The sequence below is a fragment of the Caulobacter sp. BE264 genome (genome assembly GCF_031457805.1).
Classification (GTDB): Bacteria; Pseudomonadota; Alphaproteobacteria; order Caulobacterales; family Caulobacteraceae; genus Caulobacter.
Genome location: NZ_JAVDXI010000001.1, coordinates 355,348 through 367,972 on the forward strand (window position 1 = coordinate 355,348; position 12,625 = coordinate 367,972).

Sequence of the window (12,625 nt, forward strand, 5' to 3'; positions counted from 1 at the left end):
GAGTCGCGACAAGGCGACAGGCGGCCTACGGGACGCGGCAAATGTCCTGTTCACGCAGGAGCGAGACCTGCAGGGGCGCTCCGCCAGGACCGTTGGCGCTGGATAGGAGGGCCGTCATGGGGCGCCCTCCCACCTTTACGCAATGAAGCTCCTGGCGCATCGGCTTGGAACCCGGACCGCTATCCTGAACCGGACGCGTCGGCGCCTCGGCCGCCAGCAAGCCCAGCACGATGCGGCGCAGCTCTTCGCCGTCGCCCTGGCCGACACGCATGTAGCAGCCGACCTGTGGCGGACTATCCGACATCAGAATCTGGCCAGCGCCCTTCATCACGTAAATCCCGCGCCCCTTGTCCGCCAAGACGATGAACGGGTTGGAGAGGCCGGCCAGCTTGACGCCCTTGTGCACGGCCGCCAGGCAGCCGTGGGTCAGCGCGTAGCGCGCGGCCTCTGTGGGCGATGTCGCAACGGCGGCCGGTGGCGCGACCGGCGTAGTCGTCGCCAGGACGAAGGCTATCACAGCTGATGCGAGCATCTGAAACCTCCGAGGGTTTCAGAGTTTTTGCACTAAACCCTGGGTGTGTCTATCGCGCCTAGTCTCGGAAATGACCGACCACCGGCACGTGGTCCGAGGGCTTTTCCTTGTCCCGCTCGTCACGGTGGATCACGAGGCCGGTCAGGCGATCCGCCGCCTGAGGCGAAAGCAGCAGGTGATCGATGCGGATCCCGAGGTTCCGCTGCCAGGCGCCGGCCTGATAGTCCCAGAAGGTGTAGCCGCCCGGCGCACCGTCTGCCTGCATGTAGGCGTCGGCAAACCCGAGGTTCTTCAGGGCGCGGAAGGCCGCGCGGCTCTCGGGCTGGAACAGCGCGTCGCCGAGCCAGGCCTGTGGGTTGGCCACGTCTTCGGCTTCGGGAATGACATTGTAGTCGCCGGCGATCACCAGAGGTTCCTCGAACGCCAGCAGGCCCTGGGCATGGGCGTGCAGGCGGCGCATCCAGGAGAGCTTGTAGGCGAACTTCTCGGTCCCGATCGGGTTGCCGTTCGGCAGGTAGATACCCACCACCCGGAACGGCGTTGGCGCGGCGATCACCGCCTCGACATAGCGCGCCTGCTCGTCGGCCTCGTCGTCGGAGAGGAAGGGCAGGCCTTTGCGGACATCCTCGATCGGATGCTTCGAGAGCAAGGCCACGCCATTGTAGGTCTTCTGGCCGTGGACGGCGACGTTATAGCCAAGCCGTTCAAAGGCTTCGGTCGGGAACTTCTCGTCGACGCACTTGATCTCCTGCAGCACGGCCACGTCGGGGGCTTCCGACTCGAACCACGCCAATACCCCTTCTAGGCGAGCGTTGATCGAATTGACGTTCCAGGTGGCGATACGCATTGACGGCTCCAAGGTGCGGCGGGAGGCTAGGGCGCATGAAGGCCGCGCTCAAGTCGGGGAAGAAGCCCATCGATCGCACGCAGCTGGCGTTGATGACGCTGGCGACCGGCGTTTGCGGCCTGCTGGCCGTGCTCGGCGCGATCCTGGCGATCTTTACGCCTCTGGTCTTTGACCGCGCCGGCAACGTCTTCAATCCGATCGCGTGGCTGGGTTTCGCCTTCGCCGCCCTGTTCTGGGTGGTCTGCCTGCTGGGGCCGCTGGCGGGATGGATCCTCTGGCGCAAGGGGGCGACGCCGCTGGCCTGGGCCGCCATGGTGACGCCCCTGGCCTGGGGCGCGGCCACGATGACGCTTTTACAGTTCGTGCCGGTCTGACAGCTCAGATCGAGAAGCTGACGCCGCAGCCGCAGCTGGACTTGGCGTTAGGGTTGCGAACCCGAAACTCCGCGCCGGCCAGTTCGTCGACGAAGTCGATCTCCGAGCCCTTCAGCAGGGCCAGCGACACCACGTCGACCAGCGCCGCTGCGCCATCACGCTCGACCTTCAGATCATCGTCCTCGACGGTGTCGACCAGATCGAAGCGGTACTGAAAGCCCGAGCAACCACCGCCGTCGACGGCGACGCGCAGCATCAGCGGACGGCCCTCGGTCTGCGCGATGGCCTTGATCCGGCGGGCGGCGTTTTCGGAAAGCGTTAAGTCGATCTGGGTCATGGCTGTGGAAAAATCACCTTCGGCCTATATGAGGGTGTCGAGGCCTCTTCGGAAGGGGCCAAATCGTCCAATGCGATAAAGGCGGTCTATGTCCCAGACTCCGTACTTCGTCCCCCGCGCGCCCTACGCCGAGGATCCCTCCAAGTCGAAGGGGCGTCGGTTCAAGGAGGACGAGAGCCGCACCCGCACGCCGTTCGCGCGTGACCGCGACCGCATCATCCATACCTCGGCCTTCCGGCGCCTGAAGGAGAAGACCCAGGTCTTCGTCGCTCACGAGGGCGACAACTTCCGCACGCGCCTGACCCACACCCTGGAGGTCGCGCAGGTGGCGCGCTCTTTGGCGACCGCCCTGGGCCTGGACGCCGACCTCGCCGAGACCATCGCCCTGGCGCACGACCTGGGCCACCCGCCGTTCGGCCACGCGGGCGAGGACGAACTCGAGATCCAGATGCGCGAGTACGGCGGGTTCGACCACAACGTGCAGACCTTCCGGGTCGTGACGGAGCTGGAGCACCGCTATCCCGATTTCGTGGGCCTGAACCTGACGTGGGAGACGCTGGAAGGCGTGATCAAACACAATGGGCCGGTGACCACCAAGTTGGGCAAGCCCTCGTGGAAGGCGATCTCCAAGTACGACAACGAGTATGAGCTGGGCCTCAACACCTGGGCTTCGGCCGAGGCCCAGGTCGCGGCCCTGGCCGACGACATCGCTTACAACAACCATGACGTCGATGACGGCGTGACGGCGGGCCTGTTCACGCTGGATGAGCTGATGGACGTGCCGTTGATCGGCCCGATCCTGGCGGCGGTGAAGAGTGAGCGGCCGGATCTCGACGCGCGCCTCACCCATCTGGAGGCGGTGCGCCGCATGATCGGGGCCATGGTCGACGACGTGATGGGCGAGACGCTGCATCGCGCGGCGGCCAGCGGCGTCCAGTCGGCTGACGAGGTCCGGGCCCTGGACCATGCTCTGGTCGCCTTCTCGTCGGACATGGCTGAGGATCTGGCCAGGCTGCGCGGCTTCCTCTACGAGCGAATGTATCGTCACTGGCGCGTCAATCGCACGCGCAGCCAGGCTCGCCGTATTCTGGGCGAAATGTTCTCGCTTTTCTTGCGGGAGCCGGAGGTGCTGCCCACCGTCTGGTTCGCCAAGTCGCAGAACCGCGACGAAGCCGGCCGAGCCCGTGTGGTCTGCGACTATATTGCGGGTATGACCGACCGCTTCGCGATAGAAGAACATCGCAAGCTGTTCCACCTCGACGTCTGGAACTGATCTCCGAAGGATCGGGACCCGGACCGGGGAGGCGAGCAGTCAATCGCCCGCCACCGGAACGGGGCGGGCGCTTCTGGGACGGGCCGGCCTTGGGTAACCTAGCGTCGCGCGCGTCTGATTCGATGCGTCGTTCCGTGCGCCGCCCGTCGGCGCGCCGAGTTTTGGAGCCTATCTGAGATGTCCGATCCGCACCGCGGGGCCTATACGCCGCCTACCGACGCGCCGTTGTCGTTCGATGCGCGTCAGCCGGTGCGGGGCGCGCGCCCGCTCCCCATGACCCTCATCATCAGCGCGGTGGTGCTCGTGACCCTGGTGGTGGCGGTCGTCATGATCTATCGCGGCGGCGTGCGCGGACCCAATGAGCCGCCCCAGGCGGTCGGAACCGAAGTCGCGCAGATGAAGACCCCTCCGGCCGAGGGCAGCCAGCCCAAGGACCCGGCCTCGGGCCTCCAGATCTACCACAACGAGGATCCGCAGCCGTCGGCGACGTTCGCTGCGCCGCCGGAAACGCCCCAGGCCCGTCCCGTCGCGCCGACGGCGGCGACCCCTGTGGAGACCGCCAGCCTGCCGGCGGCCAAGCCGGCCACGCCGGCCCCGACCATCGAGTCGCTGGCCACCGCAGCGGCGACCCAGAAGCCCGCCCCCAAGCCCGTTCAGCTGGCGCAGACCGCGCCCAAGCCCGTCTCGGCGGCGCCGGTCACGGCCGTCAGCGCGCCCAAGCCCGCCGCGACGGCGACCGGGCCGGCTTCCGTGCAGATCGGCGCCTTGTCGTCGCCGGCGCTGGCTGACAAGGCCTGGACCGAGGCCGTACGCTTGGCGCCGGGCCTCGCGGCCGGCAAGGGCAAGAAGGTCGAGACGGTCGATAAGAACGGCACGACGCTCTACCGCACCTCGGTGACGGGTTTCGCCACCCGCGAGGCCGCCAAGGCCTTCTGCGAGGCGATCGCCGCCTCGGGCAAATCCTGCTTCGTAAAGTGAGCCTTCTGATGGGCGCGCCTTCCGCCGCTATTCTCGGCTGCGCCGGGACGACCTTGACGGCCGACGAGGTCGCCTTCTTCAAGGACGTGAAGCCCTGGGGCTTCATCCTGTTCAAGCGCAACATCGCCGACCCCAACCAGGTCCGGGCCCTGACGGCCGCCCTGCGCGAGACGGTGGGCCGACCTGACGCGCCGATCCTGATCGACCAGGAGGGCGGCCGCGTCGCGCGTCTGCAACCGCCACACTGGCGCACCTATCCTCCGGGCCGGGCCTATGGCGAGCTGGTCGCGAACGATCCGCTGGTCGCGCGGGAGATCACGCGTCTTGGCGCGCGTCTGATCGCGCATGACCTGCATGCGCTGGGGATCAATGTCGACTGCGTCCCGGTACTGGATGTTCCCGATCCCAAGGGCCACGAGATCATCGGCGACCGCGCCTATGGCGATACGCCCGAGCAGGTCGCGACCTTGGGCCGCGCGGCGGCGGAGGGTCTGCTGGCCGGCGGGGTTCTGCCGATCATCAAGCATATTCCGGGGCACGGCCGGGCCATGGCCGACAGCCATCTAGAGCTGCCGGTGGTGAACGCCAAGCTGGCCGAACTGGACGCGCGCGACTTCGCGCCGTTCCGGGTGCTTTCGGACATGCCGATGGCGATGACCGCGCACGTCGTCTACACGGCCATCGACCGCAAGAACCCGGCCACGACCTCGAAGAAGGCGATCAAGAAGATCATTCGAGAGTCCATCGGCTTCGACGGACTGCTGATGAGCGACGACCTGTCGATGAAGGCTCTGTCGGGCGACTTCAAGCAGCGCGCCAAGGACAGCCTTTCGGCCGGCTGCGACGTCGTCCTGCACTGCAACGGCGACATGGCCGAGATGAAGGCCGTGATGTCCGGCGTCGGGCGGATGGGCAAGGAGGCCCGTCGCCGCGCGCAGGCGGTCATGGGGCGCCTGGTCAAGGTCCCCGAACCGTTCGATGTGGCCGAAGCCCGGGCGCGCTTCGATGCGGCCTTCGACGGAAAGTACGCTTGAGCACGGGCTTTCAGCCCACATTCGACTTTGAGGCCGCCAACGAGGCGGCCGAGGATGGCGCAGCGCTCGTCATCGACATCGATGGCTACGAAGGCCCGCTTCACGTGCTGCTGGCCCTGGCGCGGAGCCAGAAGGTCGACCTTCTGCAGTTGTCGATCACCCGTCTGGCCGAACAGTATCTGGCCTTCGTCCAGCAGGCGCGCCGCGTGCGGTTCGCCCTGGCGGCCGACTATCTGGTCATGGCCGCCTGGCTGGCCTATCTCAAGTCGCGCTTGCTGCTGCCCAAGCCCGAGCGCGCCAAGGCTGAGGAGCCGCCGGCCGAGGAAATGGCCGCGCAACTGGCGTTCCGGTTGGCCAAGCTGGACGTGATGCGCAAGGCCGTGGAGGCCCTGAAGGAGCGTCCGATCCTCAAGCGCGACGTCTTCATGCGCGGTGACCCGGATGCCGTGAAGATCGTCTCGTCGACCCGGCTGGAGGGCGATCTCTACGGCCTGATGAGCGCCTACATCGTTCAGCGCAAGCGTGAGCACAGCCGTCACTATGCGCCGCGTCCGCCTACGGCCTACCCGCTGGAAGATGCTCGTGACCGCCTGCGGGGGCTCTTGCCCAAGATGGAGGACTGGACCGTCCTGACCTCGGTAGCGCCCTTGGGGCGGGTGCTGGAGGAGGATGATGGTCCGTCATCGGCGTCTTATTTGGCGTCTACGCTCTCTGCGTCGTTGGAGCTGGTGAAGGAGGGCGTATTGGAGGCGCGGCAGCTCGAGCACTTCCAGGACATCTACTTGCGGACACGAGCGGAGCCGCTGGACGTCGGTTCGTGAACTTGCTCTTCGCTCCGACCTCCCCGGCGAAGGCCGCGGTCCAGATCGAACGCATTGTCGTTCGACAGATCGACAGAGCGCTTTTCGCATCACCCCAAACCGCTCAGGCTGAATCTGGGCCCCGGCATTCGCCGGGGAAATCGGCTATGGCGAGGCCATGACCATCGAACTGGACCCTCTCTTTGTCGAGCGCTGCATCGAGGCGCTGTTGTTCGCGGCCGCCGAGCCGCTGAGCGATGTCGATCTGGCCAAGCGTCTTCCCGAAGGCGCCGATATCGCCGCCGCGATCGCGGCCCTGCGCGGGCGATACGAGGGGCGGGGGATCGAGTTGGCCTGCGTTGCGGGGCGGTGGCGATTCCAGACGGCCGCCGACCTGTCGTTCCTGATGACCGAGGAACGGGAAGAGCCGCGTCGCCTGTCAAAGGCCGCGCAGGAGACTCTGGCCATCGTCGCCTACCATCAGCCCGTCACGCGCGCCGAGATCGAGGCCGTGCGGGGCGTGCAGGCCAGCCGGGGAACCATCGACGTCCTCCTGGAGCTGGGTCTGATCCGCATGCGGGGGCGGCGGCGCACCCCCGGACGGCCGGTGACGTTCGGCACCACCGACGCCTTCCTGGAGCACTACGGCTTGGCGACTTTGGCGGACCTGCCCGGAATCGCCGAGATGAAGGCTGCCGGCCTCCTGGAAATGAATCTGCCGCCGGGCTTCACCGTGCCGGATCCGCTGGGCCTGAGACCCGGCGAAGAGGAAGATCCCCTCGATCTCGACGACGGTGATGCGCCCGAATTCGCGCAGGATTTCCTGGGCGAGCCCGAAAAAGCCTGACCCGCTCGGCGCCGACGCTTCTGAGGTCCGGTCACGCTTGGCTCTGCGCCATGCGAGCGCCTATATAGAGTCAGAGATTGTAACGACGCGGCGCACGGTCTAAAGCGCCGCTGTCGCAAGGAGCACCGACGCTATGGGTAGCATGAGTTGGATTCACTGGGTGATCGTCATCGGGGTCGTCGCCCTGTTGTTCGGCGGTCGCGGTAAGCTCTCGGGCATCATGGGTGACGCCGCCAAGGGCATCCGGGCGTTCAAGGACGGCCTGAAGGAAGACACCAGCAGCGAAGTCGCCGACAACAAGGCCAAGGGCGCTCTGCCGCGCACCGAGGCCGAAGCCGAAGAGCTTCGCAAGTCGTAAGATCGAGCGCGCGGGGTTCTGCCTCGCGCGATGGTCCAACCTCGCGGGGCGCTTTGCGGCTCCTGCGGTCTAAGGCGCGTCCATGCTTCCTGATATCGGCGGCACAGAACTTCTCATCATCGCCGCCGTCGCCCTGATCGTGGTGGGTCCCAAGGACCTTCCCCTTCTGCTGCGCAAGCTCGGCCAGTTTGTCGGTCGCATGCGCGGCATGGCGTCGGAGTTCCGCGCGAGCTTCGATGAGATGGCGCGTCAGTCCGAACTCGACGAACTGCGCCGCGAGGTTCAGGCCATGCGGTCGGGACAGTTCTCCAGCCCCGTCAAGGACGCCGCCGAGGCCGCGCGCGACGTTCAGGTCGACCAGGTCTTCGCCGACATTGACGCCTCGCTGTCCAGCGGCGCGATGCAGGCCCATCCCTATGCGGCCGCCGAGACCCACAACTCGATCCTGCCGACGGCTGAACCGTCGGCGGAGATTGTCGAGGCCAAGCCCAAGCGCGCGTCTCGCAAGAAGGTCGCCGTCGAACCTGTTCTGGTCGAACCCAGCAAGGCGCCGCGCAAGCGGGCCAGCGCCAAACAAGAGATCACCGTGGAGGCGCCCAAGGCCGTCCGCACGCCGCGCAAGCGCGCCAGCAAGGCCGGCGGCTCCACCGCTTCGGACATCGTCTCGTGAGTACAGCCATCGGACATGACCCCGACGAGGAGATCGAGGCCTCCCGGGCGCCGCTCCTGGATCACCTGATCGAGCTTCGCACGCGTCTGATCATCTGCGTCGCGGCCATCGCCATCGCGTTTGGCGTTTGCTTCGCGTTCGTCAAGCCGATCTTCCTTTTCCTCGTCCGTCCGTTCACGGTGGCGGAGGGGCTGAAGGCGATGCAGGACGGGGGCGGGCAGCACGGTCCGTTCGACCTGTTGCTGGCGCTGGTGGGCGTGAAGAAGCTCGCGGCCGGCTCGCTGGCCAACATCACCCTGCAGGCCACCGCGCCGCTGGAGCAGTTCTTCACCAATATCAAGCTGTCGGCGTTTGGGGCCATCATCCTGGCGTTCCCGATCATCGCCTGGCAGCTCTACCGGTTCGTGGCGCCGGGTCTCTACAGGAAGGAGCGCAATGCGTTCCTGCCGTTTCTGATCGCCTCGCCCGTGCTGTTCCTGATGGGCGCCTCACTGGTCTATTACGTCATGCTGCCGTTTGTTTTGTGGTTCTCGCTGAGCCAGCAGATGGTCGGTGACGGCGTGACGGTGGTTCTGCAAACCCGGGTGTCGGAGTACCTGACCCTGGTGACCACGCTGCTGCTGGCGTTTGGCCTCAGCTTCCAGCTGCCGGTCGTGCTGTCGCTGGGCGGCCTAGCCGGGCTGGTGACCTCTCAAATGCTGCGGACGGGGCGTCGCTATGCGATCGTCGCCGTGTTCGTGGTCGCGGCGGTTGTCACGCCGCCTGACCCGATCAGCCAGATCACCTTGGCGGTCCCGCTCTGCCTGCTCTACGAGATCTCGATCTGGTGCGTGTGGCTCATTGAGCGCCGTCGTCGGGAAGAAGACGAGCAGGCGGGTAAGGATCTCGTCGCCTTGTAAACGAAAGGGCTCCGCGATCCTGTCGCGGAGCCCCTTCTTTGCTCCCAGAGGAGCGGGGTGTTTTCGGGTGGCTTTAGGCGGCCGCGCCGACGCGAGCCTGCAGCTGAGCCTTGGCGGCGCGGACGGTGTCGGCGACGCACGACTGGTAGGTGGAGACGCTGAAGCGCGGCTGGGCCTTGCAGACGGTCTGGGCGGCCACGCGGATTTCCGAGTGGATCTGGTCGCGGCTCTTGCCCTTCAGCGCGATGCGAACGACCGAGACGCTTTCAGTCGTCAGGGCCTTACCGGTTTCGCGAGCGCGGACGATCATGGCCAGCTGACGGTTGGCGCTGGTGACGGCGCTTTCGACGCAGTCCTGGGCGACCAGCTTGCCGTTGGTGGTGCAAACGGTGGTGGCGGCGGCCTTGATTTCGTTCTGGATTTCAACCGAGTTCTTGCCGGCGATCGAAACGCGGACTTGGTTGGTCTTGGCGCTGGCCGGGGCGGCGACGGCGGCGGCGATGGCGAGGGCGGCGAGAGCGGCGAACGTCTTCATGGTCATCCTTTGAATGATCGAGTGAGTGGCCGGGGAGGGCCGTTTTTCGGGGAGGAAGAAGCGCACTGAATTGAGCGGGGCTTTTCCGCGCTTCGAATTAAACTCGCATGAGCAAGCACGGCTAATTTCCGCTAACGCTTGAGCTGAATCTTCTAAAATCCATGTTTTGTGGGGTTTGGTGTTGTCTCGCGCGGTGCGTCATCCGGTCGCACGTCGCTCGAATTCGAGATTTTCCGCAATGAAACGTCTGTGCGGTCTCGACTCTTCGGGATCACGAAGCCGTTGGGACGGCGCGCCATCGCCCGGAAAGCTTGGCGCCCCCGCCGACGCGCCTTAGAGAGAGCGTTCTTAACGTTCTTCCCGAGCTAGCGTTCGATGCACGACATCAAGGCCATCCGCGAAAATCCCGCCGCCTACGACCGCCACTGGTCAGCCAAGGGCCGCTCGGGTGCGGCTGACGAAGCCGTGCGTCTCGACGCCGAGCTGCGCGCGGCCCAGACGACGCTGCAGGAGGCCCAGGCCAAGCGGAACGAAAGCTCCAAGCTGATCGGCATGGCCAAGGCCAAGAAGGACGAGGCCGAAGCCCAGCGCTTGATGGCCGAGGTCGAGTCGCTAAAGGGCGTCATGGCCGCCGCCGCCGAGGCTGAAGGCGTCGCCGGCGGCAAGCTGCGCGACCTGCTGGCCAGCCTGCCCAACATCCCCGCGCCGGAAGTTCCCGCAGGCGAGGACGAGCACGGCAATGTCGAGCAGCGTAGCTGGGGCGACGCCAAGGCTCTGCCGGCCGGCAAGCTGAACGCGCCCAAGGATCACGTGGACCTCGGCGCCGCCCTCGGCGGCATGGACTTCGAGGCCGCCGCCCGCATGAGCGGCGCGCGCTTCGTCGTCCTCAAGAAGGAGATCGCCCGCCTGGAGCGCGCCATCGGCCAGTTCATGCTGGACCTTCAGACGGTCGAGCACGGCTATACCGAGGTCAGCCCGCCCCTCCTGGTGAAGGACGAGGCGCTGTTCGGTACGGGGCAGCTGCCGAAGTTCGCCGACGACCTTTTCCACACGACGGATGAGCGCTGGCTGATCCCGACCGCCGAGGTCTCCCTCACCAACATCGTCCGCGAGCAGCTCATCGCCGAAGAAGAGCTGCCGATGCGCCTGACCGCGTTGACGCCGTCGTTCCGCGCCGAGGCCGGTTCGGCTGGCCGCGACACCCGCGGCATGATCCGCCAGCACCAGTTCTACAAGGTCGAGCTCGTCTCGATCACCACACCCGACCAGTCCGAGGCCGAGCACCAGCGCATGGTCGAGTGCGCCGAGACCGTGCTCAAGAAGCTGGAGTTGCAGTTCCGCACCATGCTGCTGTGCACCGGCGACATGGGCTTTGGCGCCAAGAAGACCTACGACCTCGAGGTCTGGTTGCCCTCGCAGAACATGTATCGCGAAATCAGCTCGTGCTCGAACTGCGGCGACTTCCAGGCCCGCCGCATGGACGCCCGCTACCGCAAGACCGGCGAGAAGGGCGGCCACTTCGTGCACACCCTGAACGGTTCAGGCTTGGCGGTCGGCCGCACGCTGGTGGCGGTGCTCGAGAACTATCAGGACGAGGGCGGTCGCATCCACATCCCGGCGGCGCTGCAGCCCTACATGGGCGGCGTGACGCACATCGGGGGCGCAGCGTGAGGATTCTCCTCACAAACGACGACGGCATCCACGCGCCGGGCCTTGTGGCTCTGGAGAAGATCGCGCGCGCCCTGACCGACGATGTCTGGATCTGTGCGCCGGAGTACGAACAATCGGGCGCCAGTCGCGCCCTGACCCTGGCCGATCCGATCCGCGTGCGAAGGCTCGACCCGCGCCGCTTCGCCGTCGAGGGCACGCCGACCGATTGCGTGATGATGGCGGTGCAGCACCTGATCGAGGGCGGCAGGCCTGATCTCGTCCTGTCCGGCGTCAATCGGGGCCAGAACATCGCCGAGGATGTGACGCTGTCGGGCACGGTGGCCGGGGCGATCGAGGGCATGGCGATGGGCATCCCGTCGATCGCCCTCTCGCAGTCGATGAACTACTTCCACGACGAGATCGTCGCCCACTGGGAGACGGCCGAGGCCTTCGCGCCCGGCATTATCCAGCGTCTCCTGGAAGTGGGCTGGCCGGCTGACGTGGTCATGAACGTCAACTTCCCCGCGCTGCCGCCGGAGGACGTCAAGGCGGTCGAGGTCACGCGTCAGGGTTTCCGCGATGGCCATATGCGCCACATGGACAAGCGCACCGACCTGCGCGGCCGCGACTATTACTGGATGGGCTTTACGGCCAAGGCGTCCCAGCCGGCGGAGGGCACCGACCTGCGGGCCATTTATGAGGGACGGATTTCCGTCACGCCGCTGCACATCGACCTGACGCACAATGAGACTGTCCATGCGCTGAAGGGCGTGCTGGGCGGCGCGCCGCCCAAGAAGGTGGGCGCATGAGCGGAGGGACGACGAAGGCCGCCGAGAACGCCAAGGCCGACCTGCCACGCCTGATGAAGGCGTTGCGCGACCAGGGCGTCACCGATCCCCAGGTGCTCAAGGCCATCGAGACCACGCCGCGCGACCTGTTCACGCCGGACCTCTTCAAGGATCGCTCGTGGGAAGACTCCGCGCTGCCGATCGCCTGCGGCCAGACCATCAGCCAGCCGTATATCGTCGGCCTGATGACCCAGGCCCTGACGGTCGAGCCGCGTTCGCGCGTGCTGGAGATTGGCACCGGCTCGGGCTACCAGACGACGATCCTCAGCAAGGTGTCGCGGCTCGTCTATACGATCGAGCGCTATCGGACGCTGATGAAGGAGGCCGAGGCGCGCTTCAACACGTTGGGCTTGACCAATGTCATCACCAAGTTTGGCGATGGCGGCGAAGGATGGGCCGAACAGGCGCCGTTCGACCGCATTATGGTCACGGCCGCGGCGGAAGATGATCCCAAGAGGCTGCTCTCGCAGCTGAAGCCGAACGGCGTGCTGGTCGCGCCGGTCGGGAAGGGGCCTGTCCAGAGCCTTCGGCGCTACGCCGGGGATGGCAAGGGGGGCTTCCGGGTCGAGATTCTTTGTGACGTGCGCTTCGTGCCCCTGCTGGCCGGCGTCGCCAAGGATCAGTGAGTTTCTGGGGACGCGTT

General features: G+C 66.4%; 16 protein-coding genes. 12 read left to right on the top strand and 4 right to left on the bottom strand.

Features of this window, described 5'->3' with window-relative positions; all coding sequences use genetic code 11:
• Positions 1-25 precede the first annotated feature (25 nt).
• Together J2X45_RS01675 and xth are read right to left on the bottom strand one after the other, a co-directional pair.
• Complete coding sequence (locus J2X45_RS01675) at positions 26-532, bottom strand: hypothetical protein (protein ID WP_310210446.1); 507 nt, start codon at positions 530-532, stop codon at positions 26-28.
• A 58-nt stretch (positions 533-590) separates the two neighbouring features.
• Complete coding sequence (gene xth / locus J2X45_RS01680; protein WP_310210449.1) at positions 591-1,379, bottom strand: exodeoxyribonuclease III; 789 nt, start codon at positions 1,377-1,379, stop codon at positions 591-593.
• On the opposite strand from xth, the gene J2X45_RS01685 reads away from it, so the two are divergent.
• A complete protein-coding gene (locus J2X45_RS01685; protein WP_310210452.1) occupies positions 1,379-1,753 on the top strand; it encodes a hypothetical protein in 375 nt (124 codons plus the stop codon). The two genes, xth and J2X45_RS01685, sit on opposite strands and share 1 nt — an antisense overlap.
• A 4-nt stretch (positions 1,754-1,757) precedes the next feature.
• Here J2X45_RS01685 and erpA read toward each other — a convergent pair whose 3' ends face one another.
• Positions 1,758-2,090: an iron-sulfur cluster insertion protein ErpA gene (gene erpA, locus J2X45_RS01690; protein ID WP_310210455.1), complete on the bottom strand. Its 333-nt coding sequence runs from the start codon at positions 2,088-2,090 to the stop codon at positions 1,758-1,760.
• Between the two features lie 88 nt (positions 2,091-2,178).
• Here erpA and J2X45_RS01695 point away from each other — a divergent pair, with 88 nt between their 5' ends.
• The 8 genes from J2X45_RS01695 (at position 2,179) to tatC (ending at position 8,949) form a co-directional block, all read left to right on the top strand.
• The gene (locus J2X45_RS01695) at positions 2,179-3,363 is read left to right on the top strand and encodes a deoxyguanosinetriphosphate triphosphohydrolase (RefSeq protein WP_310210458.1); all 1,185 of its coding nucleotides are present in this window, start codon (positions 2,179-2,181) and stop codon (positions 3,361-3,363) included.
• Between the two features lie 177 nt (positions 3,364-3,540).
• A complete protein-coding gene (locus tag J2X45_RS01700; protein WP_310210461.1) occupies positions 3,541-4,341 on the top strand; it encodes an SPOR domain-containing protein in 801 nt (266 codons plus the stop codon).
• On the top strand, positions 4,338-5,375 hold the full coding sequence (nagZ, locus tag J2X45_RS01705; protein WP_310210464.1) for a beta-N-acetylhexosaminidase: 1,038 nt from the start codon (positions 4,338-4,340) through the stop codon (positions 5,373-5,375). The genes J2X45_RS01700 and nagZ overlap by 4 nt, the downstream gene beginning before the upstream one ends.
• Positions 5,372-6,196: a ScpA family protein gene (locus tag J2X45_RS01710; protein WP_310210466.1), complete on the top strand. Its 825-nt coding sequence runs from the start codon at positions 5,372-5,374 to the stop codon at positions 6,194-6,196. Before nagZ ends, J2X45_RS01710 begins: the two co-directional genes overlap by 4 nt.
• Before the next feature lie 157 nt (positions 6,197-6,353).
• Positions 6,354-7,022, top strand: coding sequence for an SMC-Scp complex subunit ScpB (scpB, locus tag J2X45_RS01715; protein WP_310210469.1), 669 nt, complete (start codon positions 6,354-6,356; stop codon positions 7,020-7,022).
• Between the two features lie 133 nt (positions 7,023-7,155).
• Positions 7,156-7,380, top strand: coding sequence for a twin-arginine translocase TatA/TatE family subunit (gene tatA / locus J2X45_RS01720; RefSeq protein WP_310210472.1), 225 nt, complete (start codon positions 7,156-7,158; stop codon positions 7,378-7,380).
• Positions 7,381-7,462: 82 nt separating this feature from the next.
• The gene (gene tatB / locus J2X45_RS01725; protein ID WP_310210475.1) at positions 7,463-8,050 is read left to right on the top strand and encodes a Sec-independent protein translocase protein TatB; all 588 of its coding nucleotides are present in this window, start codon (positions 7,463-7,465) and stop codon (positions 8,048-8,050) included.
• Entirely contained in the window at positions 8,047-8,949 is a 903-nt protein-coding gene (gene tatC / locus J2X45_RS01730) for a twin-arginine translocase subunit TatC (RefSeq protein ID WP_310210478.1), read from the top strand. The genes tatB and tatC overlap by 4 nt, the downstream gene beginning before the upstream one ends.
• 73 nt (positions 8,950-9,022) lie before the next feature.
• On the opposite strand, the gene J2X45_RS01735 is transcribed toward tatC, so the two are convergent.
• Positions 9,023-9,490, bottom strand: a complete 468-nt coding sequence (locus J2X45_RS01735; RefSeq protein WP_310210481.1) for a hypothetical protein — start codon at positions 9,488-9,490, stop codon at positions 9,023-9,025.
• A gap of 369 nt (positions 9,491-9,859) precedes the next feature.
• Between J2X45_RS01735 and serS the strand changes: the two genes are divergently transcribed.
• Genes serS through J2X45_RS01750 form a run of 3 tightly spaced genes read left to right on the top strand, consistent with a single transcriptional unit; the run spans position 9,860 to position 12,608 of the window.
• Entirely contained in the window at positions 9,860-11,155 is a 1,296-nt protein-coding gene (serS, locus tag J2X45_RS01740) for a serine--tRNA ligase (RefSeq protein ID WP_310210484.1), read from the top strand.
• Positions 11,152-11,943 carry a 5'/3'-nucleotidase SurE gene (gene surE / locus J2X45_RS01745; protein WP_310210487.1) on the top strand — a complete coding sequence of 264 codons (792 nt, stop codon included), beginning with the start codon at positions 11,152-11,154 and terminating at the stop codon, positions 11,941-11,943. Before serS ends, surE begins: the two co-directional genes overlap by 4 nt.
• Positions 11,940-12,608: a protein-L-isoaspartate(D-aspartate) O-methyltransferase gene (locus tag J2X45_RS01750; RefSeq protein ID WP_010919863.1), complete on the top strand. Its 669-nt coding sequence runs from the start codon at positions 11,940-11,942 to the stop codon at positions 12,606-12,608. Before surE ends, J2X45_RS01750 begins: the two co-directional genes overlap by 4 nt.
• The last annotated feature ends 17 nt before the right edge of the window (positions 12,609-12,625 follow it).